This window comes from Klebsiella sp. BIGb0407, from assembly GCF_024807845.1.
GTDB lineage: Bacteria > Pseudomonadota > Gammaproteobacteria > Enterobacterales > Enterobacteriaceae > JGM124.
On record NZ_JANUEQ010000004.1, the window covers coordinates 296,335 to 319,293 of the forward strand.

21 protein-coding genes and 1 pseudogene are annotated in these 22,959 nt (G+C 47.5%); 9 read left to right on the forward strand and 13 right to left on the reverse strand.

All coding sequences use genetic code 11. The features are described 5' to 3' along the window. The first annotated feature begins 17 nt into the window (after positions 1–17). Positions 18–566: an AAA family ATPase gene (locus M2387_RS14265; protein WP_259050330.1), complete on the forward strand. Its 549-nt coding sequence runs from the start codon at positions 18–20 to the stop codon at positions 564–566. 35 nt (positions 567–601) lie between these two features. On the opposite strand, the gene cof is transcribed toward M2387_RS14265, so the two are convergent. Then, positions 602–1,426 carry an HMP-PP phosphatase gene (gene cof / locus M2387_RS14270; RefSeq protein ID WP_259050331.1) on the reverse strand — a complete coding sequence of 275 codons (825 nt, stop codon included), beginning with the start codon at positions 1,424–1,426 and terminating at the stop codon, positions 602–604. Between the two features lie 94 nt (positions 1,427–1,520). On the opposite strand from cof, the gene M2387_RS14275 reads away from it, so the two are divergent. Continuing rightward, positions 1,521–3,224, forward strand: coding sequence for an SgrR family transcriptional regulator (locus M2387_RS14275; protein ID WP_259050332.1), 1,704 nt, complete (start codon positions 1,521–1,523; stop codon positions 3,222–3,224). A 12-nt stretch (positions 3,225–3,236) separates the two neighbouring features. Here M2387_RS14275 and M2387_RS14280 read toward each other — a convergent pair whose 3' ends face one another. The 3 genes and pseudogenes from M2387_RS14280 to M2387_RS14290 form a co-directional block, all read right to left on the reverse strand. Next, the gene (locus tag M2387_RS14280; protein WP_259050333.1) at positions 3,237–3,719 is read right to left on the reverse strand and encodes a glutathione peroxidase; all 483 of its coding nucleotides are present in this window, start codon (positions 3,717–3,719) and stop codon (positions 3,237–3,239) included. A gap of 10 nt (positions 3,720–3,729) precedes the next feature. Further along, entirely contained in the window at positions 3,730–4,182 is a 453-nt protein-coding gene (locus tag M2387_RS14285) for a type II toxin-antitoxin system MqsA family antitoxin (protein ID WP_259050334.1), read from the reverse strand. Between the two features lies 1 nt (position 4,183). Beyond that, positions 4,184–4,481 (reverse strand): annotated as a pseudogene (locus M2387_RS14290) (type II toxin-antitoxin system MqsR family toxin). A gap of 258 nt (positions 4,482–4,739) precedes the next feature. Between M2387_RS14290 and queC the strand changes: the two are divergent. Next, positions 4,740–5,435, forward strand: a complete 696-nt coding sequence (queC, locus tag M2387_RS14295) for a 7-cyano-7-deazaguanine synthase QueC (RefSeq protein WP_259050335.1) — start codon at positions 4,740–4,742, stop codon at positions 5,433–5,435. A 36-nt stretch (positions 5,436–5,471) separates the two neighbouring features. Here queC and M2387_RS14300 read toward each other — a convergent pair whose 3' ends face one another. The 9 genes from M2387_RS14300 to bolA form a co-directional block, all read right to left on the reverse strand. Beyond that, entirely contained in the window at positions 5,472–5,870 is a 399-nt protein-coding gene (locus M2387_RS14300) for a YbgC/FadM family acyl-CoA thioesterase (RefSeq protein WP_259050579.1), read from the reverse strand. 130 nt (positions 5,871–6,000) lie between these two features. Beyond that, entirely contained in the window at positions 6,001–6,354 is a 354-nt protein-coding gene (locus M2387_RS14305; RefSeq protein ID WP_259050336.1) for a ComEA family DNA-binding protein, read from the reverse strand. A gap of 151 nt (positions 6,355–6,505) precedes the next feature. Continuing rightward, positions 6,506–8,374 (reverse strand): peptidylprolyl isomerase, encoded by a 1,869-nt coding sequence (gene ppiD, locus M2387_RS14310; protein ID WP_259050337.1) that lies wholly within the window; start codon positions 8,372–8,374, stop codon positions 6,506–6,508. A 294-nt stretch (positions 8,375–8,668) separates the two neighbouring features. After that, complete coding sequence (gene hupB, locus M2387_RS14315; protein ID WP_259050338.1) at positions 8,669–8,941, reverse strand: nucleoid-associated protein HU-beta; 273 nt, start codon at positions 8,939–8,941, stop codon at positions 8,669–8,671. Between the two features lie 199 nt (positions 8,942–9,140). Then, positions 9,141–11,495, reverse strand: a complete 2,355-nt coding sequence (lon, locus tag M2387_RS14320; protein ID WP_259050339.1) for an endopeptidase La — start codon at positions 11,493–11,495, stop codon at positions 9,141–9,143. Positions 11,496–11,677: 182 nt separating this feature from the next. Then, the gene (gene clpX, locus M2387_RS14325) at positions 11,678–12,952 is read right to left on the reverse strand and encodes an ATP-dependent protease ATP-binding subunit ClpX (protein ID WP_259050340.1); all 1,275 of its coding nucleotides are present in this window, start codon (positions 12,950–12,952) and stop codon (positions 11,678–11,680) included. Positions 12,953–13,083: 131 nt separating this feature from the next. After that, entirely contained in the window at positions 13,084–13,707 is a 624-nt protein-coding gene (gene clpP / locus M2387_RS14330; protein ID WP_259050341.1) for an ATP-dependent Clp endopeptidase proteolytic subunit ClpP, read from the reverse strand. Between the two features lie 288 nt (positions 13,708–13,995). Next, positions 13,996–15,300: a trigger factor gene (gene tig / locus M2387_RS14335; RefSeq protein ID WP_259050342.1), complete on the reverse strand. Its 1,305-nt coding sequence runs from the start codon at positions 15,298–15,300 to the stop codon at positions 13,996–13,998. A 356-nt stretch (positions 15,301–15,656) separates the two neighbouring features. Beyond that, on the reverse strand, positions 15,657–15,968 hold the full coding sequence (gene bolA / locus M2387_RS14340) for a transcriptional regulator BolA (RefSeq protein ID WP_259050343.1): 312 nt from the start codon (positions 15,966–15,968) through the stop codon (positions 15,657–15,659). Positions 15,969–16,262: 294 nt separating this feature from the next. On the opposite strand from bolA, the gene M2387_RS14345 reads away from it, so the two are divergent. From M2387_RS14345 to M2387_RS14370, 6 genes are all read left to right on the forward strand, one after another. Beyond that, positions 16,263–16,841 carry a lipoprotein gene (locus M2387_RS14345; RefSeq protein WP_259050344.1) on the forward strand — a complete coding sequence of 193 codons (579 nt, stop codon included), beginning with the start codon at positions 16,263–16,265 and terminating at the stop codon, positions 16,839–16,841. Between the two features lie 59 nt (positions 16,842–16,900). Then, a complete protein-coding gene (gene ampG / locus M2387_RS14350; RefSeq protein WP_259050584.1) occupies positions 16,901–18,385 on the forward strand; it encodes a muropeptide MFS transporter AmpG in 1,485 nt (494 codons plus the stop codon). Between the two features lie 644 nt (positions 18,386–19,029). Then, positions 19,030–20,007, forward strand: coding sequence for a cytochrome o ubiquinol oxidase subunit II (cyoA, locus tag M2387_RS14355; protein WP_259050345.1), 978 nt, complete (start codon positions 19,030–19,032; stop codon positions 20,005–20,007). 19 nt (positions 20,008–20,026) lie between these two features. Beyond that, complete coding sequence (gene cyoB / locus M2387_RS14360) at positions 20,027–22,018, forward strand: cytochrome o ubiquinol oxidase subunit I (RefSeq protein ID WP_259050346.1); 1,992 nt, start codon at positions 20,027–20,029, stop codon at positions 22,016–22,018. Next, positions 22,008–22,622, forward strand: coding sequence for a cytochrome o ubiquinol oxidase subunit III (locus M2387_RS14365; RefSeq protein WP_259050347.1), 615 nt, complete (start codon positions 22,008–22,010; stop codon positions 22,620–22,622). Before cyoB ends, M2387_RS14365 begins: the two co-directional genes overlap by 11 nt. Beyond that, positions 22,622–22,951 carry a cytochrome o ubiquinol oxidase subunit IV gene (locus tag M2387_RS14370; RefSeq protein ID WP_259050348.1) on the forward strand — a complete coding sequence of 110 codons (330 nt, stop codon included), beginning with the start codon at positions 22,622–22,624 and terminating at the stop codon, positions 22,949–22,951. Before M2387_RS14365 ends, M2387_RS14370 begins: the two co-directional genes overlap by 1 nt. Positions 22,952–22,959 lie beyond the last annotated feature (8 nt).

Consider the following 22,959-nt stretch of genomic DNA (forward strand, 5'->3'; position numbering starts at 1 on the left):
AGACAAGGATAAAACTGATGAATCCATTCGTTATCATTTCCGGCTGTTCCGGTGGTGGTAAAAGCACTTTACTCGCAGAGCTGGAACGACGCGGCTATACCGTATTCACTGAACCCGGACGGCGCATTATTCAGGAAGAGGTGCTCACCGGTGGCCGGGCAGTGCCTTGGGTTGATATGGCATGTTTCTTACACAGGGCGATTGAGATGTCACAGGACGACTATCTCAAGGCCCCTGCTAACAGCCATAAATGGGTGTTTTTTGACCGTGGATTAATTGATGTTAGTGCTGCTCTTGAAGCCTTAACAGGCGAAGCACAACTGTCAGTCCTCAGTGAAAACTATCGCTACCATCCCAAAGTTTTTCTGACGCCACCCTGGCCTGAAATCTACGTCCAGGATACGGAGCGCCGCCATGATTTGGACGCGGCACGGGTTGAATTCGAGCGACTACAGCAAACATATCCTGCCTTGGGCTACGAGGTATTGCTGTTACCAAAGACTGGGGTGAAGGAACGAGCTGACTTTGTACTGGAAACTCTGATGGGTCACCAGGAGGATGAGTGAAAAAAACCGGGCATATAGCCCGGCGCTGGAAGGTCTCAATATTCTGGGGAATCGGTGAGATGTGATGTGTCCAGCCAAGAGGTTAAATACTGCGCCACCGCCTGATCAGCGCAGTGGCCGATGACAGTCAGATGGGGTAAATCGGTTTTCAGTTGTGGCATGGCATTGCCCATAACCAGGCCTCGCCCCACTGAGGCAAGCATTTCCCGGTCATTCATGGCATCACCAAAGGCCATACATTCCTGCATCTTAATATCAAGATGACTACTGAGCTTATCCAGGGCAGCCCCTTTGTTCGCGCCCAGAGGCAGCACTTCAAGGCATTCGGCCGCCGAGAAACAGAGAGTAGCGCTATCACCTAACACCGCAGCCAGCTCAACAGATAAATCACACAGGCTTTCATAAGTCCCGCAGAAAACGACTTTGGTGACTTCATTGAGTGGAATACTGCGCAAGTCGGTATCCTGGGGTTTAAAGCCACTGAAGACATGGGCCGCCAGCAGTTCTGGGGTAACTTGCTCGGTAAACCAGCCGCGGTCATTGAAAACATGCATGCTCGCTGAAGTATTCCATTCCCGGTGAATAACCCGCTCTGCGACTTCAGCAGGAAGATCGCTCCCGTGCATGAGTTCCCCATCACGGCCATGAATACGCGTGCCATTTCCGGTAATCAGATACGCATCCAGATTAAAGGCATCAAGCACATGCCGCATTTCGAGTACATGGCGTCCGGTAGCAAAGACCAGAGTCACCTGACGCTCATCACGCAGACGCTCCAGGGCGGTGAGAGTATCATCACCAAGATGATGATTGGGCATCAAAAGTGTGCCATCCATATCAAATGCAGCCAGACGAACCATGTTTACTCCAGTGTGGGGAAGTGACATTAAAAGTATCGCCTGGTATATACGGAACTAATAGTGAATACTTAAAAAAAAATGTTCCGGGTTTCTTATGCGTATCCTTAACAAGCTCAATCAGTTTCAGCGTCTGTGGCAACCTTCAGTCGGAGAAACACAGCAGGTGACTGTCGCTGAACTAGCAGCACGCTGCTTCTGCAGCGAGCGTCATATACGTACTCTGCTGGGTCAGCTTAGCGATTTGGGCTGGTTACAATGGCAGGCTCAATCTGGCAGAGGGAAACGCGGGCAGCTCATTTTTAGGCGTACACCCGAGAACGTACGTACAGAGCTGATGGAGCAAGTGCTAAATAAAGGCCTGCATCAGAACGCACTGGATTTGGCAAAGATAGCCCCGGATCAGCTTCGTCATCTGCTCCAGCCTTTTCTTGGTGGCCAGTGGCAAAATAATGTGCCAACCCTGAGGATCCCCTACTATCGGCCGCTGGAGCCAATTCGACCCGGTTTTTTAGCTGGACGCGCTGAGCAGCATCTGAGCCGGCAGATATTTTCTGGTTTAACGCGTTTTACCCGGGAACATGCCCTCCCCCAGCCTGATTTGTCCCATCACTGGCAAGTTTCTGATGATGGCTTATGCTGGGACTTTTTTATTCATCCGACGCTTTACTGGCATAACGGTGAACCGCTGGATACCGCTCAGTTACAACAGCAACTACAGAGCCTGCTGCAACTTCCCGAGTTAAAACCGCTGTTTTCCAGCGTTAAAGCGATTGAGCTCCCCCATGCAGGGTGTCTGCGTTTTATGCTCTCCGGGCCGGATTACTGGCTGGCACACCGTCTTGCCAGTTACTGCAGCCGTGTTGCCCATCCGCTTCATCCTGATGTGGGATGCGGGCCTTTTCGTATTGTCAGCTTTAAAGATAATCTGGTCAGGCTGGAAAGCTTTGAGTACTACCACCTGCGCCATCCGCTGCTGCAAGCGGTGGAACTCTGGATAACGCCGCAACTGTTTAATGATTCCGCCAGAACAGGGTGTCTGCATCCGGTGCAAATTGCTATTGGCCAGCAAGAGCAACTGACGGACTTACGTCCGATAACGAGCAAAATTAGTCTGGGTTTTTGCTATCTGAGCATTAAACAGCAGGGAAAACTGACCCTGGAACAAGCCCGAACGCTGATGCAAATGGTTCGTGAACCTGAAACGATCGCCACTTTACCCTTCGATAGCACCTTGATTACGCCAAATACCGGTATGTTGCCGGGCTGGCAAACACCTGAGTGGGAACAACAAGGCGCGGTCGAGCTACCAAAAGCGCTAACGCTCATTTATCACCTGCCGGTGGAACTTCATGCAATGGCCCGGCAGCTAAAACACCACCTCGCCGCACGCGGCTGCGAGCTGAAGATAATCTTTCATGATGCTAAAAACTGGCGTCACTGCCAGAGGCTGGAAGAGGCGGATTTGATTATGGGTGACAGGCTGATTGGTGAAGAGCCGGAATATACCCTTGAGCAATGGTTGCGGGTGGATAAGCTGTGGCCCGCATTATTTAACGCCAGCCAGTATGCGGGCTTGCAAGCCAGTCTCGATAAAATCCAGTGTTCAGCCAGCGAGTTACAGCGCATTGATGACCTGAAAGCCCTGTTTCATACGCTGATGGAGAATGCTGTGATCACCCCCCTGTTTAATTATCGCTATCAGATCAGCGCCCCGCCCGGTGTACGTGGCGTGAAATTAAATACCTGGGGCTGGTTTGATTTTGCCGATGTCTGGTTGCCGCCGCCAGAGAGTGCCTGAAGATCTTGCCTCCTAGATTTCAAGTGCCGCAAGAATTCTGGCTTCCATTTTCTCCGGAGTGGTGAAGGGGGCAAAGCGCTTGAGCGGTTTACCGTCGCGTCCAATCAGAAACTTAGTGAAATTCCACATGACTCGTCCACCCAGCAGACCAGGTAATTCTTTTTTCAAATAACGGAATACCGGATGTGATGCAGAACCGTTGACCGCCACTTTCTCGAACATCGGGAAACTGACACCGTAGTTGATATGGCAGGTCTGCGCAATGTCATCGGTTCCGCCAGGTTCCTGCTTACCGAACTGGTTGCAGGGGAAGCCCAGCACCACCAGCCCCTGAGCGGCATATTTTTTGTAGAGCGTTTCAAGGCCTGCGTACTGCGGCGTAAAGCCACAATGGCTGGCGGTATTGACCACCAGCACCAGCTTGCCTGCATAGTCAGCCATAGAGACAGGCTCGCCTCGCAGGCTGGTGGCTGTAAGTTGATAAAAGGTGGTCATAGATAATTCCTCAGCTCAGAATTAGCTCAACGTCAACGGAGCCACGTGGTACTCTTTTTTTAGGTACTCGTATGTAAATCTCATTAAGTAACTCAGGATGTCGGTCTAACACTTGAAGTAGTTTCACCGTCGATGGATGAGGCTGAGAACTGCCTTTCTCATAACGAGAGAAAGCATTCGTACCGCCACCGAATACTTCTGCCGCTTCTTTTTGCGTAAGTTTCAGTTTTTTGCGCACGTTTATGATAAATACAGGATCAACAAATTTCGCGTTAATCTTCGCTTTAAATTCATTCATCAGTCCTTGTACACGATTAACCTCATCTCGCGCCATCACCACTTCGCCGCACGCTGGGCAATGGTCACCAGTGATTGAAAAGAAAGTTTTCTGCTCTTTGAAGGTAAAAGGAACATGTCTTGTTCCCGCTACAAGTTCTGCACCGGCACACACTGGACATTTCATCTTATCTCTCCTTAAACGAGACAACGACGACATCATCGCTGACTGTAAGTTTTAGATACACCCGACAGTCAGTTAAGACAGGTCGGTAAACATCCTGCCAAACTGTATGATTACTGATAAGTTGTCATGCTTTTGTAGAAGTCCGCACTTGTTAAAGCTAAAACCACTTGCTTCACATTATCAAAATCAAGTCCTGGCTCATCAGCTCCATCAGTCGCAGACATCGTCATCCTAATTTTGTCCTGCTCGACAAGCTCCTTAACTACATTGAGCCTGGTATGAGGTGTTTTCTTTTCCATTCCATGTCCACCTGCTGTCCTTACACTGAAAATAACCTAATAGGTGATTTTTAGTCAATTTAAAAACACCTGATAGGTTATATTTAAGAAAAACTTCACCGCCTGCCGGAGTATTCAGTACCTTACCTTAAACATAGCAGGGCATTTCTATTTCACCGTGAAGTCACCATCCCGCTACCAACACCAGGCTGGCTTCCCTGTTGCAGGGAAGTTACCATACCCGACTTATACTCAGTGATTATCAGCGATGGAATTTCAATGAAACGTACCGTAGTCGTCTTCAGTGGTGGGCAGGACTCAACGACCTGTCTTATTCAGGCCTTGCAACAGTATGACGAGGTACACTGTGTGACCTTTGATTATGGCCAGCGACATCGGGCTGAAATTGAAGTGGCGCAGAAGCTTGCTCGCAAGCTAGGAGCCTGCGCGCATAAAGTGCTGGATGCCACCATGCTGAACTCACTGGCCGTCAGTAGCCTGACGCGTGACAATATTCCGGTTCCGAACTATCGCCCTGATGAGCAAGGTATTCCCAATACCTTTGTCCCGGGACGTAATATTCTGTTTCTGACCCTGGCAGCTATTTATGCCTGGCAGGTAGAGGCTGAGTCGTTGATTACCGGCGTATGTGAAACGGATTTCTCTGGTTACCCGGACTGTAGAGATGAATTTGTTAAATCCCTCAATCAAGCGGTTAATTTAGGTCTGGCGCGGAATATCCGTTTTGAAACCCCGTTAATGTGGCTGGATAAAGCCGAGACTTGGGCCCTGGCTGACTACTGGCAACAGCTGGACCTGATTCGTTATGAAACCCTGACCTGCTATAACGGTATTCAGGGGGAAGGTTGTGGTGAATGTGCCGCCTGCAATCTGCGAGCAAACGGCCTTAATCACTATCTGGCCGACAGAACCGCCGTCATGGCTTCTATGAAAGAAAAAACCGGTTTGCGTTAATCGCTAAAACGCCAGATGACACCCTCCTCTGGCGCATCAACTTGTCAGCTCTTCCAGTCGGGTACTGAGTTCACCCTCAATCGGCAAAACCTGTTTGGTGTTTAAATCAATACAGACAAAAGTGATTAAAGCGTCAGCCACTATTTTTCCGTCAGGATCCAGCGTAACACTTTGCTGAAGTACGCCGCTTTTTCTGTTCAGTTGCTGTAACTGACTGGTGATACATAATACGTCGCCCAGGACGGCAGCACTGCGATAATTAATATTGATATTCACCACGATGAAGGCAATGTTATTTTCAGTGATCCATTGAAAAAAGGCGGTGTTTTCCAGACCTTCCCAGCGAGCCTCTTCCAGAAACTCCAGATAACGCGCATTATTTACATGCTGATAGACATCTAAATGATAGCCTCTGACTTTAATAATCGTCTTCATCATACCGTTACCCTTGTTTGACTTTTATCAAAACTTCATCACGCCTGTAAGGCCATACCGTTACACTGGTATGACCTTACAATTAACCTAGCAAATTTTTAATCTCAGATAGAAACAAAATCTATCAATTTCACGATTTTATGCGACTGCGGTTACGTTCCAGCAATGAGGCACCTATACCAGGTACATCTGTTATATTCTCGATGCTTTTAAAAGGACCAAACTCTTGTCGGTACTTCACAATGGCTTGTGCTTTTTTGATGCCGACTCCGTTCATTGCTTCCGCTAATTCTTCAGCAGAGGCAGTATTAATATCGACACCATAAGCGCCTGTATCTGTGGGTTTATCAGTAGCGGGTTTAGCCGCTTTTTCTGTCTGGGCTGAAGGTTCAGGACTACGCTCCTGTCCTGCATGGGCGGTAAACGTACTTATCCAGCTTGCCAGAATAAAAGTTGAAAGTATTTTTTTGATGCCGGTGTTCATGCTGTTCCTCCTTGTATGTAGACAGCTGAATCACCCTACAAGCCCTATATCAATGGAACAAACCTCATCCTTTAAATGTGGAAAAGGCCGCGAAAGCGGCCTTTTGTTTTTGCATCACGTTACAGAAACGTGCGGTGTGCTATGGAATTAATTACTGCTGTTCCAGAGACTCACCCATTTTAATTTTCGCTTGCTGACGCAGGCTGGACATTAAAGCTTCAAACGCTATCTGAGCGTTATTCTGAGTGATCCCCTGCTCCATCGCCTTTTTCTGTGCTTCCGGAACGGTTCCCGCTTTCACTTCATCCAGTGCCAGTAATACGACATTGCCATTACTGTCATTTGCCACGCCATAGCTTGGTTTATCAGCCGCAGGCAGAGCCAGGGCAAAGGCAGCCTGACTAATCGGGCCTTGAGAACCACGACTCAGAGTTTGCGGCTCGCCAAAGCTGAGGTTAGCAGCTTTCATCGCTGCATCGCCATTGCCCTTTTTCAGCTCAGCCAGCAGTTTATCCGCGTCAAGTTTCGCTACACGCTCTGCTTTTTGCTGTTTAACTTGCTCAGTAACCTGCTCTTGCACTTCATTCAGAGGTTTGATGCTCTGTGGAGTGTGAGCTGAAATACGCAGGACAAATGCCCGGTCACCATCAACGGTAATGATATCCGAGTTACTGCCAGGCGCTCCGCTCTGACCGACTAATCCGCCGTTAAAAATCATATCGGCAACAGGCTTAAAGTTCAGTGCTTCTGGCAGATTATCGTGACCAAACCACTCGGTTTCGACAGCCTTAACGCCAGCAACTTTTTCAGCACTGCCCAGTGACTCATTGTCATTACTTGCTGCATCACTCACTTGCTGCTGCAGGGCATAATAGGCATCAAGTGCTTTTTCTTGCTCAACCTTGGAAACAATATCATTGCGAACTTCTGACAGCGGTTTGACTTGTGCTGGCTGGATATCATCAAGACGTGCCACCAGGAAACCGACAGAGGACTTAATCACGCCGGATAACTGCCCTTTCTCACGAAGACCAGCATTTTTCAGCTCGTCAGGCGTGGTTGAAGCTTCCAGCCATCCCATATCACCGCCATTACGGGCAGAGATGATATCAGCCGACTTTTCTTTCGCCAGAGCGGCGAAATCCGCACCTTTTTTCAGCTCATCCAGAATGGCTTGTGCCTCTGCTTCTGTTTTCGTCTGAATAATGCTGTAGCGGTCACGCTGAGGCTGGGTGAAAGACTCAATATGCTGATCGTAGTAGGCCTGAATATCTGCATCACTGGCCGTTTCTTTAAATGTCGCCGCATCCAGCAGGATGTAGCTGACTTTAAATTGCTCAGGAGCAATATAGTTATTTTTGTTACGCTCGTAGAATTCGCTAACTTCCTGCTCGCTCGCAGTTTGTTTGGCTGCTAAGGCATCAACATTAATGGTCGCTTCACGGACAACACGTTGTTGCGAGATAAGTCCTATCAGCTCATCCATTTCGCCGGTAAGCACAAAATCAGTACCGACAATGGCTGTCACCAGTTGCTCGGTTATCAGTTGATTACGCAATGCCTGGGCATATTGTTCCGGGGTCAGCCCCATATTACGAATAATTGAGGTGTAACGAGCATTATCGAATTTGCCGTCATTCTGGAAAGCAGGCTGTTTAAAAATGGCCTGTTTGATCTGCTCATCACTGATACTCAGTCCCAGCGTTTTGGCATACTGATCAAGCAGTGCCTCATCGATCATCTGGTTCAGTACCTGACTGCGCAGCGCTTGCATATAACCATCATTAGCAGCCAGTTCAGAGAAACGTTCTCCCATCTGTTGTTGCTGGCGATTACGCTCATTGACTACCGCATTTTCAAACTGGCCACGACCAATTTCCTGGCCGTTAACTTCTGCGGCATAGTTATTGTTACCGCTCACGTAGCCACCGACGCCAGTCAATACGAATGACACGATAATCAATCCCAAAATTATCTTGAGCGCGAGGTGATTGGCCGCCGCACGTAAATTGTCCATCATGGTGTAACAACACTCCGCTGTAATAAGATGAGTAAGCTTGCGCAGGCGCTAAACTAGCATCAATGCCGACGAGATCTGCCATGATGCTGCGCGCAAAAACCTATTGTGACAAGAAACGCGTTTCAAATCATCAATCGCAAGTAAAAATCCACTCAGGATAACAAAAAAGGCACATCATTGATGTGCCAGAGCAATACCGAGATGTTTTTCCCGCTCATATCCGCCATACTCAAGCTGAACAAGTGTGACTATCGTTACTCAGCCGAATGATTGAGGATAGATAAGACGGATAACTTAGTTAACCGCGTCTTTCAACACTTTACCCGCACGGAAGCTCGGGACTTTTGCTGCAGCAATGGTTATCTCTTTACCTGTTTGTGGGTTACGGCCGGTACGAGCAGCACGTTCTTTGACGGCAAAGGTTCCGAAACCAACCAATGCTACGTCTTCACCAGCCTGAAGTGACTCAGTCACAGCAGCAATCACAGCATCTAAAGCACGTCCTGCCGCTGCTTTAGAAATATCAGCACCTGCAGCAATTTGATCGACCAGTTGAGATTTATTCACTTTAATCTTCCCCTATTTCTCATGTATATCGCACAGTCCTTGTAAAGTGCGACCGCTTTGCAGTTTATAGCATCCATGCCATTCCCTTACAACAATAGTAAGGTAAGGCAGCTATCTAACTTAACGGCACAAAAAAAAGCTGGCAAGTGACAATCTACTTACCAGCTCCTATTTTATTGACTATTTTTGCTGCAAGTCACTATTTCTCAGTAACAACCTGCATACCGTACGGAGAATTCTGTAAAGCAAGGGTCAGAACTTCTTCGATACGTTTCACCGGATGAATCACCAGGTCGGCGATAACATTGGCAGGAATCTCTTCCAGGTCACGTTTGTTATCGTCAGGGATCAGAACAGTTTTGATCCCACCGCGGTGAGCTGCCAGTAACTTCTCTTTCAGTCCACCAATCGGCAGAACTTGACCACGTAGAGTGATTTCGCCCGTCATGGCGACATCAGCACGTACCGGATTACCTGTCAGACAAGAAACCAGCGCAGTACACATTGCGATACCAGCACTTGGACCATCTTTCGGAGTCGCCCCTTCTGGTACGTGAACGTGAATATCACGTTTCTCGTAGAAATCGCTGTTAATACCCAGTTTTTCTGCACGAGCACGTACCACAGTCAGCGCTGCCTGGATGGATTCCTGCATCACTTCACCCAGTGAACCGGTATAAGTGAGTTTACCTTTACCAGGCACACAGGCTGTTTCGATAGTCAGCAGGTCACCACCGACTTCTGTCCATGCCAGACCAGTAACCTGGCCAACGCGGTTTTCACTGTCAGCACGACCATAATCAAAGCGCTGCACCCCGAGATAGTCCTTCAGGTTATCGCCATTGATTTCAATGTGCTTCAGCGTGCTATCAAGCAGGAGTTGTTTGACTGCTTTACGGCACAGTTTAGAAATTTCACGCTCAAGGCTACGCACACCCGCTTCACGCGTGTAATAACGAATAATGCCAATCAATGCGCTGTCTTCAACTTTCAGCTCGCCTTTTTTCAAGGCATTGCGTTCTATCTGCTTCGACAGTAAGTGCTGTTTAGCAATATTCAGTTTTTCGTCTTCGGTATATCCCGACAGACGAATGACTTCCATACGATCCAGCAGTGGCGCAGGAATATTCATTGAGTTAGATGTGGCAACAAACATCACATCGCTCAAGTCATAATCCACTTCAAGGTAGTGATCGTTGAATGCTACGTTCTGCTCTGGATCAAGTACTTCCAACAGGGCTGAGGCCGGATCGCCACGCATATCCGAAGACATTTTATCGATCTCATCCAACAGGAAAAGTGGGTTACGTACACCGACTTTTGCCATTTTCTGAATCAATTTACCCGGCATTGAACCAATATAAGTCCGACGGTGACCGCGGATTTCCGCTTCGTCACGTACTCCACCTAAGGCCATACGTATATACTTACGGCCCGTCGCTTTCGCGATAGACTGACCCAATGAGGTTTTACCCACACCAGGAGGCCCAACCAGACACAGGATAGGTCCTTTGAGCTTGCTGACACGCGTCTGAACCGCGAGGTACTCCAGAATACGGTCTTTAACGCGCTCAAGGCCATAATGGTCAGTATCAAGCACTTCCTGCGCCTGACGCAGGTCTTTTTTCACCTTACTGCGCGCGTTCCATGGAACCTGCACCATCCAGTCAATGTAGCCACGCACTACGGTAGCTTCCGCAGACATTGGCGACATCATTTTAAGTTTTTGCAGCTCTGCTTCAGCTTTTTCACGCGCTTCTTTGGGCATTTTTGCCGCATCGATTTTGCGTTTTAGCGCTTCGTTCTCGTCCGGAGCATCATCCATTTCGCCGAGTTCTTTCTGAATCGCTTTCATTTGCTCGTTCAGATAGTACTCACGCTGACTTTTTTCCATCTGCTTTTTAACACGATTACGGATCCGTTTTTCAACCTGTAACAGGTCGATTTCAGATTCCATCATCGCCATCAAATATTCCAGACGCTCATTGATATCTGACATCTCCAGCACGGATTGTTTGTCAGAAAGTTTCAACGGCATATGGGCTGCGATGGTGTCAGCCAGACGTTCAGGATCGTCGATGCTGTTCAGCGACGTCAGAACCTCAGGAGGAATTTTTTTGTTCAGTTTGATGTAGCCTTCAAACTGATTAATAGCAGTGCGCACCAGTACTTCCTGCTCGCGCTCTTCAATAGCTGGCGAGTTCAGGTATTCAGCCTGAGCTGAAAAGTGTTCGCCATTATCAGAAAGGGCTGTGATACGTGCACGCTGTAAACCTTCTACCAGCACTTTTACCGTACCATCAGGTAATTTAAGCATTTGTAGAATAGAGGCAACGGTACCCACTGAGAACAGGTCGTTAACGCCAGGCTCATCCGTCGAAGCCTCTTTCTGCGCCACCAGCATGATTTTTTTATCATGGTCCATTGCTGATTCCAGGCAGCGAATGGATTTTTCACGCCCGACAAACAGTGGGATAACCATGTGCGGATAAACCACCACATCGCGCAACGGCAGGACGGGGATTTCAATGCGTTCAGAACGCTCAGGATTCATAGAGCTCTCTCTTAGTTTAATTTCCGCCAGGTAATGAGGTGGTAATGTGCATAATGCGTCCCACCAATTAAGTAGATAAGTATATGGGGATGATTCTTACACATTCAACGGCAGGTATTAAGGAAAAATAAGTGGGAGATGAAATCTCCCACTTATTGCTAAATGACTGGCGAATTTATGAATTACTCACCGGAGGCTTGTTGCGCTTCAGGCTTGCTGTAAATCAGCAATGGTTTCGACTGTCCGGATATAACCGATTCATCAACAACCACTTTTTCGACATCATCCAGAGAAGGAAGGTCATACATCGTATCCAGCAGAGCGCCTTCAACAATAGAGCGTAAACCACGCGCACCGGTTTTACGGATCATGGCTTTTTTAGCGATAGCATTCAGCGCATCATCACGGAACTCAAGATCAACACCTTCAAGGTTAAACAATGCCTGATACTGTTTAGTCAGTGCATTCTTCGGCTCTTTAAGGATCTGAATTAACGCTTCTTCGCTTAATTCACTCAGCGTTGCCACAACAGGCAGACGACCGATGAACTCAGGAATTAATCCGAATTTAATCAAATCTTCCGGCTCAACTTGTCCCAGTAACTGCCCTTCGCTGGCTTTTTCTGATTTAGCTTTAACTGTCGCACCAAAACCAATACCTGAACCGGTTTCAATACGATTAGAAATCACTTTATCAAGACCGGCAAAAGCACCACCACAGATAAAGAGGATCTTAGAGGTATCAACCTGCAAGAACTCCTGCTGTGGATGTTTTCTGCCACCTTGCGGAGGTACGGCAGCAACCGTTCCTTCGATAAGCTTCAACAGCGCTTGCTGTACACCCTCACCCGAAACGTCACGCGTAATTGAAGGGTTATCTGATTTACGAGAAATTTTGTCAATTTCATCGATATAGACAATCCCACGTTGTGCTTTCTGCACATCGTAATCACATTTCTGCAACAGTTTCTGAATAATATTTTCGACGTCTTCACCGACGTAACCGGCTTCGGTCAGCGTCGTTGCATCAGCCATAGTGAAAGGTACATCCAGCAGGCGTGCCAGGGTTTCGGCCAGCAATGTTTTGCCGCTTCCCGTTGGTCCGATCAGCAGAATGTTACTTTTACCCAGTTCAATACCCTGCGCATTGTCGCCATTACGCAGGCGTTTGTAATGGTTATATACCGCAACAGCCAGAACTTTTTTAGCCTGTTCCTGACCAATCACGTAATCATCAAGATGATGACGAATTTCATGCGGTGTCGGTAGAGAGCTGCGTTCGCGATGTGGTGCGATTTCTTTAATTTCTTCGCGGATGATGTCGTTACATAAATCGACACACTCATCGCAGATATACACTGACGGCCCGGCAATTAACTTGCGCACTTCGTGCTGGCTTTTGCCGCAAAAAGAGCAGTACAGCAGTTTGCCTGAACCGTCTTTGCGTTTATCTGTCATCAGTAAAACCTCTTATCTGTTTCTTTGTGCTATCACCGATAACACAAGTGCCATTCCAGGGCCCAGCTAATGGTGGGGCTTAAACGCGAGCTGCCGCTACCAGTAAGATAGGCAGCTCACTATTTGTAGCATTAAATACGTTCAGTAAGAATTGAGTCAACCAAACCGTACTCTACTGCCTCGCTGGCAGACAAGAAACGATCGCGCTCAGTATCTTTCTCGATTTTTTCGATAGGCTGACCGGTATGCTCAGCCATCAATTCATTCATGCGTGCCTTAATTTTCAGTATTTCACGGGCATGAATTTCAATATCTGTTGCTTGCCCCTGGTAACCACCCAGCGGCTGGTGAATCATGACACGAGAATTCGGCAGGCAGAAACGCTTACCTTTAGCACCAGCAGTCAGCAGGAAAGCCCCCATAGAGGCAGCCTGTCCCATACAGATAGTACTGACATCTGGTTTAATAAATTTCATGGTGTCATAAATTGACATCCCGGCAGTAATTACACCACCCGGTGAGTTAATGTACAGATAAATATCTTTTTCCGGGTTTTCAGCTTCCAGAAAGAGCATTTGCGCCACAATCAGGTTAGCCATGTGATCTTCTACCTGTCCGGTCAGAAAAATCACGCGCTCCTTGAGCAAACGAGAGTAAATATCGTATGAACGCTCACCACGGGATGTCTGCTCAACAACCATCGGCACCAGCGCCATGTGGGGTGCTGACTGATTTTTTTCGCCACTGTATGACATTACCGTCTCCTGGTGTAATTAAGCTAACTGTACTGATTCTACTTGAGCCACAGGGTATTGACTATGGATCCTGCGCCACTTTTTGACGGAGTCAGTCAGGGAATGATTAATAAAACTTGAACTTAGTTATGGGGATTCTTTTACCCTATTTCAAGCATAACAATCTTTTGTCGATACGCTAACCTGATAATCGGTTTTATCTTTCATTCATGGTAAAAAAAAGCCCGCCACGATAAGGTGACGGGCCTTGTAACAGACAATTAAATGCTAACGTTTAAAAAACGTGCATTAAGCCTGCTGAGGTTGGTTCATCAACGCACTGAAGTTGGTCGCTTTCTCAGTCACTTTTGCTTTTTCAAGCAGTGCTTCAACAGCCTGTTCTTCCAGAGCAACATTACGCATGTTGTCCATCAGTTCTTTGTTTTTACCGTAGAACTCGATAACTTCTTTAGGATCTTCGTAAGCAGATGCCATTTCTTCGATCATCGCTTTAACGCGGTCTTCGTCAGCTTTCAGCTCTTGGGTACGAATCACTTCACCCAGCAGCAGGCCAACAACTACGCGACGTTTAGCTTGCTCTTCGAACAGCTCACGAGGTAATTCCAGCGCCTGGTTCTCGTTGCCACCAAAACGTTGTGCAGCCTGACGACGCAGAACATCGATTTCACTGTCAATGAGAGCCGCAGGAACATCGATGTTGTTTGCGTTAACCAGTCCGTCGATAGCCTGAGACTTAATACGGTTACGTACTGCGCCTTTCAGCTCACGTTCCATATTTTTACGAACTTCGGTACGCAGACCCGCGATAGAACCATCTTCAACGCCGAAACGTTTGATGAATTCTTCGGTAAATTCTGGCAGTTCACGCTCTTCAACTTTCTTCAGAACGATATCGAACTTAGCCGCTTTACCTTTCAGGTTTTCAGCATGGTAGTCTTCCGGGAAGGTCACTTCCACGACAAACTCTTCGCCCGCTTTGTGGCCAACAACGCCATCTTCAAAACCTGGGATCATACGACCCTGGCCCATTGCCAGTACGAAGTCAGTCGCTTTACCGCCTTCGAAAACTTCACCGTCTACAGAACCAGTAAAGTCGATGGTCACACGATCTTCTGCTGTTGCAGCTGCATCAGTGTCTTTCCAAGTGGCTTGCTGCTTACGCAGGGTGTCCAGCATGGTATCAACGTCTTCATCAGTCACGTCTACAACCGGTTTTTCAACTTCGATAGACTCAAGACCTTGCAGCTCAACTTCCGGGTAAACTTCAAACTCTACAGAGTAAGTGAAGTCTTCACCCAGCTTGTATTCACCTGGAATATAATTAGGTGCGCCAGCTGGATTAATTTTTTCCTGAATGATCGCATCAATAAAGTTACGGCTCATCAGCTCGCCCAGCACGTCCTGACGCACAGAAGCGCCATAACGCTGAGCAACAACGGTCATCGGAACTTTACCTTTACGGAAGCCGTCGATACGTACTTTTTTTGACACGTTGACCAGCTCGCTTTTTACAGCGGTTTCGATGCTGTCTGCAGCGATAGTAATCGTGAGACGGCGGCCAAGGCCCTGGGTGGTTTCAACTGAAACTTGCATCTTGTTACCTCAAAAAAATCACAGTGCTCGGTCAACTCAAAAGCTTAGGTTAGCTTCACAGAACCGGGACGTTCTCTAAATCAGCAGCACATTCCCTGTCTTGTCAGAATCATCCCGAAGACATTCCGAAAAATAAGACGCGCATTATAGCGGCATCACTGGGGTGAGTCGAGAACAGCAGCAACGCACAGCTGTGGTCTTTTTCACATTTTATCCCTTTCAGCTGTTCGTCTGACCTCATAAATAGAGGAATTCAGGCAAAATAGAACCTTACTCTGGCTATTTTCTCAAACAGCTAAAACAAAAAACACTGCAACATAACGGAAAACTTCTATTAAGTGCAAATGGTTAGCTATTTACTTACCGCCCCCCATACAGGGCGGAGATGCAAGCTGCTTATCTTGTAAGTCTTCCCATTCTTGTGCGGTATAAGTATGTAACGCCAGAGCATGCACACTACCCGCAAGAGCATCACTGAGAACAGAATAGACTTGGCGATGACGACTAATTAAGCGCTGACCTGCAAATTTTTCACTTACCAGAGTCACTTTGAAATGGCTCTCTGCGCCTGAAGGAACATTGTGGCGGTGGCTTTCATCAACCACTTCCAGATATTCCGGGCTGAATGAGGAAGTCAGTTCAGCTTCTATATGTTCACGCATCGTCATTAACGCTTTCCTCAATCACTTAAATAGCGGGTATCCCGATAAACTGGAGCCGTCTTCTGCCTCAATTCAGTTCAGGTGATTGAAGACGATATCCTTTGATGATGCATCCTGACACAAAAAATGGGCTAATAAGAGGCTAAATGTCAGTCAGGAGGGTAACAATAGGTAGCGACAGGCGAAAAAAAAAGCAATGCGATGTATTTACGGACATTCCCTACTTCCCTGGCGCTTCGGCAATGATATGATGGCGGGGTTTTATCAGCCTGCCTATTGAGTATATTGAGAATATCAAACATGTTAAAAAAAATAATTTTCCCGCTGGTAGCGCTCTTTATGCTGGCCAGTTGCGCAACGCCTCCGACGACGATTGATGTTGCGCCAAGAATCACCTTACCCAGTCCTGACCCAAGTTTAATGGGCATTACCGTAAGCATTAATGGTGCCGATCAGCGTAGTAGCCAGGCACTGGCTAAAGTGACCCGTGATAACCAGTTAGTCACACTGACGCCTTCACGAGACTTACGTTTCTTACTGCAAGAAGTACTGGAAAAACAGCTGACCGCGCGTGGTTATATGATTGGCGCGAACAGTCCGGTTGACCTGCAGATTATTGTCAACAATCTGTTTGCAGACGTCTCTCAAGGTAACCTGAAGTACAATATCGCCACTCGCGCAGATATCTCTATTATTGCTACGGCAAAAAATGGCAATAAACTGACCAAAAATTATCGTGCCAGCTATAACGTTGAAGGTGCCTTCCAGGCGTCTAATAAGGATATCGCTAATGCGGTGAATTCTGTGCTGACTGATACCATTGCGGATATGGCTCAGGACACCAGCGTGAACGATTTCATTAAGCAAAACGCACGTTAATTTTTACCCTGGTGGCCTGTTAGATAGGGCCACCTGTCGCCGGTATCCTTTTCCTTATGATGTCCAATAACTACTTACGCATTTTTCAGCAACCTAAGTTAGCTCTGCTGCTGATCCTGGGTTTTGCTTCGGGACTGCCTCTTGCGCTAACTTCCGGCACTTTGCAAGCCTGGATGACTGTTGAGAACGTCGATTTAAAAACTATCGGCTTTTTCTCACTGGTCGGCCAGGCTTATGTGTTTAAGTTTCTCTGGTCTCCGGTGATGGATCGCTACACGCCTCCTTTTTTGGGGCGGCGACGTGGCTGGTTACTGATAACCCAAATACTGCTGTTAATCGCTATCGCCAGTATGGGGTTTCTGAACCCAACCACCGATTTGCGCTGGATGGCCGCTCTGGCGGTGATTATCGCTTTCTGTTCAGCCTCCCAGGATATCGTTTTTGATGCCTGGAAAACGGATGTATTGTCAGCGACCGAACGTGGAACGGGTGCGGCCGTCAGTGTGCTCGGTTATCGTTTAGCCATGTTAGTGTCAGGTGGACTCGCGCTGTGGCTTGCGGACAGGTATTTAGGCTGGCAGGCGATTTACTGGTTGATGGCAGTGCTACTGATCCCCTGTATTATTGCCACCTTTATGGCACCAGAACCCTCCGATACGATTCCAGTTCCGCGAACCCTCGAACAGGCTGTTGTTGCACCATTGCGTGATTTCTTCGGTCGTAATAATGCCTGGCTGATTCTTTTGCTCATCGTACTTTATAAGCTGGGTGATGCCTTTGCCATGACTCTCACCACCACCTTTCTGATCCGCGGTGTCGGGTTTGATGCGGGCGATGTCGGCATGGTTAATAAAACGCTGGGCCTGCTGGCGACTATCCTCGGTGCTTTATTTGGTGGTGTTCTGATGCAGCGCCTGACGCTGTTCCGCGCACTGCTCATTTTCGGCGTTCTTCAGGGTGTTTCTAACATCGGCTACTGGGTACTTGCAGTGACTGAGAAAAATATCCTGAGCATGGGAGGCATTGTCTTTTTTGAGAACGTTTGCGGTGGGATGGGAACTGCAGCCTTTGTCGCTCTGTTGATGACGCTGTGTAACCGCTCTTTTTCGGCAACACAATTCGCTCTGCTGTCAGCTTTATCGGCCATTGGCCGGGTCTATGTCGGGCCGATAGCGGGCTGGTTTGTTGAGGCCCATGGCTGGTCAACTTTCTATCTGTTTTCCGTTGTTGTCTCAGTACCCGGAATTTTGCTGCTACTGATTTGTAAAAACACGCTGGAATATACTCAGCGTACCGAACGCTTTATGCCACGTACTCAGTATGCTGTGGCCTACCGTCTGGCACTACGTATGTTAACTGCTGGCTGCGTGTTACTGGCAGCATGGTTGCTTATTCTTATCAGCAACGCTCTGGATTTAACCGACTGGACGATAGGAATAACCTTGCTGGAGCTGGGAGGACTATTGGCTGTAGCGGGTATTATGTTCGGAGGTTTACTGGACTTCTTAGCATTACGAGGCACACCAGAAATATCCGAAAAATAGTGTCGAATTCATCAGCATACAGGTAACAGGGTAGGTAGGATAAACGCTGCTTTAGCTTTACTGAACCTGTTACATAAATGCTGCAGAATTCCAGGCAAAAATCCAATTCAAAGCGAATCAAAAAACATACAAAAAAACACGCCCTGTTCACTTATCAACCATGAAAATAACAAATAATATACATCCGGTATTATTTATGGAAAAAAAAGCAGCCACTGTTAAAAATTATGCATATGATTAATTAAGAATGTATCTTATCCCGGTTATTTTTATTATTTCGTGCTGCTAATTAATTAAATATTTAACTTTCTCGATTCAGCTAAAATTACCGAAATAATGTAATAATTTGTTCCTTAAAAGATATTTTATTGTTAATTAATTGTTCTATTTCCCTGCTGGTTATAGCCATTAAGACTGTGCGGTTCAGCCGTGAGGTCTTTTTTGTTATAACAAGTCAACTTCCTGTACTTTTAGTTAGTTCCCCCTCTAAGCCTGGCAGCACTGATACTGTGACCATAAACAGACTATCCCCAATAACACTACGCCATTCAGGTTTACACTCATGTAACCTTCCCGTAAAATGCCGCCACACTTTAAACGACAATAGAGTTCCCTGAAGAGTTCCCTGAAATTGAGGTCGTTAAATGATAATCAGGAAATACAATAATAGTTTGAAATGGCTGTCATTAATTGCAGGCACTGTGTTACTCAGTGGTTGTGATTCTGCGCTGCTTGATCCGAAAGGACAAATTGGACTGGAACAACGTTCTTTGATACTGACCGCTTTCGGGCTGATGTTGATTGTCGTTATCCCTGCAATTCTCATGGCTGTCGGTTTTGCCTGGAAATATCGGGCTTCAAACAAAGACGCCAAATATAGCCCAAACTGGTCACACTCTAATAAAGTTGAAGCCGTTGTCTGGACTATCCCTATCCTTATCATCATCTTCCTTGCCGTGCTGACCTGGAAAACCACCCATTCTCTTGAGCCAAGCAAACCGCTGGTTCACGATGAGAAGCCAATGACCATTGAAGTTATTTCGATGGACTGGAAATGGTTCTTCATTTATCCAGAGCAAGGCATTGCAACTGTTAACGAAATTGCATTCCCGGCTAACACGCCTGTGGAATTCAAAATTACCTCTAACTCGGTGATGAACTCCTTCTTTATTCCACGCCTGGGCAGCCAGCTTTATGCAATGGCAGGAATGCAGACCAAACTGCACCTGATTGCTAACGAAGCGGGTATCTACGACGGTATCTCTGCAAGCTACAGCGGTAAAGGGTTCTCTGGCATGAAGTTTAAAGCGATTGCCACGCCAGATGCAGAAGCCTTTGACCAGTGGGTCGCTAAAGTCAAAGCATCACCTAAAGTGATGAATGATATGGCAGCTTACGAAAAACTTGCTGCACCTAGCGAGAATAATCCAGTCGAGTACTTCTCTAGCGTCAAACCGGGTTTATTTGTTGAAGTTATCAATAAACTTATGGGACCTGGCGGTGGACACGGTCATGGCGCACCTGCAGCTAAAGCAGCAGAGCACGGTGATCATGAAAACATGGACATGAATCACGCTGACCATCAAGGCATGGACATGAATCACGGGGAAACCTCTCACTAAGGGGCCGAGGAATAATACGATGTTCGGAAAATTATCACTTGATGCAGTCCCGTACCATGAACCGATTATCATGGTTACGGTGGCAGCAATTATTGTCGGGGGACTGGCATTAGTTGCAGCAATCACTTATTTCGGTAAGTGGGAATACCTATGGAAAGAATGGTTTACCTCTGTTGACCATAAACGCCTTGGCGTAATGTATATCATTGTCGCTATCGTGATGCTGCTGCGTGGTTTTGCTGACGCCATCATGATGCGTAGTCAACAAGTCCTGGCCTCTGCCGGGGAAGCTGGCTTCCTGAACGCCCACCACTACGACCAGATCTTTACCGCCCACGGCGTTATTATGATCTTCTTCGTAGCGATGCCATTTGTTATTGGCCTGATGAACATTGTTGTTCCGCTACAGATTGGCGCGCGTGACGTTGCCTTCCCGTTCCTGAACAACCTGAGCTTCTGGCTGACTGTCGTCGGTGTGGTGCTGGTTAACATCTCTCTGGGAGTGGGCGAGTTTGCTCAGACCGGTTGGGTTGCTTATCCGCCATTATCAGGGATTGAGTACAGTCCGGGGGTCGGGGTCGACTACTGGATATGGAGTCTCCAGCTTTCAGGAATTGGTACTACCCTCACAGGGATTAACTTCTTTGTGACCATTCTGAACATGCGTACTCCTGGTATGACTCTGTTCAAAATGCCGGTATTTACCTGGGCATCTCTGTGTACTAACGTTCTGATTATCGCTGCGTTCCCAATCTTTACTGTGACCGTCGCACTGTTGACCATGGACCGTTATCTGGGCACCCACTTCTTTACCAATGATATGGGTGGCAACATGATGATGTATGTCAACCTTATCTGGGCGTGGGGCCACCCTGAAGTTTATATTCTGGTTCTGCCAGTATTCGGCGTGTTCTCTGAAGTGGTTTCTACCTTCTCCAGAAAACGTCTGTTTGGTTACACCTCTCTGGTATGGGCAACTATTGCTATTACCGTTCTGTCGTTTATCGTTTGGCTGCACCACTTCTACACCATGGGCAGCGGCGCGAACGTTAACGCCTTCTTCGGTATTGCAACCATGATTATCGCCATCCCTACAGGGGTGAAGATCTTCAACTGGCTGTTCACGATGTACCAGGGCCGTATCGTCTTTAACTCCGCAATGTTATGGACCATCGGTTTTATTATCACCTTCTCTATCGGTGGTATGACAGGTGTTCTGCTGGCAGTACCTGGCGCTGACTTTGTTCTGCATAACAGTCTGTTCCTGATTGCTCACTTCCATAACGTTATTATTGGTGGTGTCGTATTCGGTTGCTTCGCGGGTATGACTTACTGGTGGCCAAAAGCGTTCGGCTTTACCTTAAATGAAACCTGGGGTAAACGCGCATTCTGGTTCTGGATCATCGGTTTCTTCGTGGCATTTATGCCGCTGTATGTCCTCGGCTTCATGGGTATGACCCGTCGTCTGAGCCAGGATATTGACCCGATGTTCCATACCATGCTGTCTATCGCAGCTGTTGGTGCAGGATTAATTGCTCTGGGTATCCTTTCTCAACTGATTCAGTTCTACGTCTCTATTCGTGACCGTGAGCAGAATCGTGATTTGACTGGCGATCCATGGGGTGGCCGTACTCTGGAGTGGGCAACCTCTTCACCTCCACCGTTCTATAACTTTGCTCATCTGCCAGTGGTTCACGAGCGCGATCCGTTCTGGGAAATGAAAGAGAAAGGTGAAGCGTATAAGAAACCAGCAAGCTATGAAGAAATTCATATGCCACGGAATAGTGCTGCGGGTATGGTTATTGCCGCGCTGCTGACTATCTTCGGTTTTGCCATGATCTGGCATATCTGGTGGCTGGCAATTGTTGGTTTCGCCGGCACTATCATTACCTGGATTGTGAAAAGCTTCGACGAAGATGTGGACTACTACGTTCCGGTTGCTGAAGTCGAGAAATTGGAAAACGAACATTTCGAAGAACTTAAGAAAGCAGGACTGAAAAATGTCAACTGAAACTCTGAATCAGACAAACGCCCACGCTGAGGAGCATGGGCACCACGATGCAGGAGCCAATAAAGTCTTTGGTTTCTGGATCTACCTGATGAGCGACTTGATTCTGTTCTGTTGCTTATTTGCTACCTATGCCGTTCTGGTGAACGGCACAGCAGGCGGCCCGACCGGCAAAGATATCTTTGAACTGCCGTTCGTTATGGTTGAAACCGCCCTGCTGTTGTTCAGCTCCATTACCTATGGCATGGCAATCATTTGCATGGACAGAGGGACCAAGAATCAGGTTATCGGCTGGCTGGCCGTAACCTTCTTGTTTGGTGCTGGATTCGTCGGTATGGAAATCTATGAATTCCATCACCTGATCGTTAATGATATGGGCCCTGACCGCAGTGGCTTCCTGTCAGCTTTCTTTGCGCTGGTAGGTACTCACGGTCTGCACGTGACCTCTGGTCTGGTATGGATGGCTCTGATGATGTTCCACGTTTATCGTCGTGGACTGACCAGTGCTAACCGTACGCGTCTGATGTGTCTGAGCCTGTTCTGGCACTTCCTGGATATCGTCTGGATTTGTGTGTTCTCGGTAGTTTATTTGATGGGGGCGATGTAATGAGTCATTCAAACGAATTAGGCGGCGCCCAGCACGGCAGTGTTAAAACCTATATGGTTGGCTTCATTCTGTCTATCATCCTGACCGGTATTCCGTTCTGGATGGTGATGGAAGGTAGCGCCTCTCACGCCCTGATTCTGGGTGTGATTCTGGTGAGTGCTGTTGTGCAAATTATGGTTCATCTTGTTTGTTTCTTGCATATGAACACCTCATCGAGTGAGCGCTGGAACGTCGTGGCACTAGCCTTTACGGTGTTGATTATCGCTATTCTGGTTGTAGGCTCCATCTGGATTATGTGGAACCTCAATCTGAACATGATGGTTGGCTAAGAGCGGTC

What these genes read in the sequence shown, in the direction of transcription:
- M2387_RS14265 (WP_259050330.1), top strand. Translation starts at nt 18, where the DNA reads ATGAATCCATTCGTTATCATTTCCGGCTGTTCCGGTGGTGGTAAAAGC.
- cof (WP_259050331.1), bottom strand. Translation starts at nt 1,426, where the DNA reads ATGGTTCGTCTGGCTGCATTTGATATGGATGGCACACTTTTGATGCCC.
- M2387_RS14275 (WP_259050332.1), top strand. Translation starts at nt 1,521, where the DNA reads ATGCGTATCCTTAACAAGCTCAATCAGTTTCAGCGTCTGTGGCAACCT.
- M2387_RS14280 (WP_259050333.1), bottom strand. Translation starts at nt 3,719, where the DNA reads ATGACCACCTTTTATCAACTTACAGCCACCAGCCTGCGAGGCGAGCCT.
- M2387_RS14285 (WP_259050334.1), bottom strand. Translation starts at nt 4,182, where the DNA reads ATGAAATGTCCAGTGTGTGCCGGTGCAGAACTTGTAGCGGGAACAAGA.
- queC (WP_259050335.1), top strand. Translation starts at nt 4,740, where the DNA reads ATGAAACGTACCGTAGTCGTCTTCAGTGGTGGGCAGGACTCAACGACC.
- M2387_RS14300 (WP_259050579.1), bottom strand. Translation starts at nt 5,870, where the DNA reads ATGAAGACGATTATTAAAGTCAGAGGCTATCATTTAGATGTCTATCAG.
- M2387_RS14305 (WP_259050336.1), bottom strand. Translation starts at nt 6,354, where the DNA reads ATGAACACCGGCATCAAAAAAATACTTTCAACTTTTATTCTGGCAAGC.
- ppiD (WP_259050337.1), bottom strand. Translation starts at nt 8,374, where the DNA reads ATGATGGACAATTTACGTGCGGCGGCCAATCACCTCGCGCTCAAGATA.
- lon (WP_259050339.1), bottom strand. Translation starts at nt 11,495, where the DNA reads ATGAATCCTGAGCGTTCTGAACGCATTGAAATCCCCGTCCTGCCGTTG.
- clpX (WP_259050340.1), bottom strand. Translation starts at nt 12,952, where the DNA reads ATGACAGATAAACGCAAAGACGGTTCAGGCAAACTGCTGTACTGCTCT.
- clpP (WP_259050341.1), bottom strand. Translation starts at nt 13,707, where the DNA reads ATGTCATACAGTGGCGAAAAAAATCAGTCAGCACCCCACATGGCGCTG.
- tig (WP_259050342.1), bottom strand. Translation starts at nt 15,300, where the DNA reads ATGCAAGTTTCAGTTGAAACCACCCAGGGCCTTGGCCGCCGTCTCACG.
- bolA (WP_259050343.1), bottom strand. Translation starts at nt 15,968, where the DNA reads ATGACGATGCGTGAACATATAGAAGCTGAACTGACTTCCTCATTCAGC.
- M2387_RS14345 (WP_259050344.1), top strand. Translation starts at nt 16,263, where the DNA reads ATGTTAAAAAAAATAATTTTCCCGCTGGTAGCGCTCTTTATGCTGGCC.
- ampG (WP_259050584.1), top strand. Translation starts at nt 16,901, where the DNA reads ATGTCCAATAACTACTTACGCATTTTTCAGCAACCTAAGTTAGCTCTG.
- cyoA (WP_259050345.1), top strand. Translation starts at nt 19,030, where the DNA reads ATGATAATCAGGAAATACAATAATAGTTTGAAATGGCTGTCATTAATT.
- cyoB (WP_259050346.1), top strand. Translation starts at nt 20,027, where the DNA reads ATGTTCGGAAAATTATCACTTGATGCAGTCCCGTACCATGAACCGATT.
- M2387_RS14365 (WP_259050347.1), top strand. Translation starts at nt 22,008, where the DNA reads ATGTCAACTGAAACTCTGAATCAGACAAACGCCCACGCTGAGGAGCAT.
- M2387_RS14370 (WP_259050348.1), top strand. Translation starts at nt 22,622, where the DNA reads ATGAGTCATTCAAACGAATTAGGCGGCGCCCAGCACGGCAGTGTTAAA.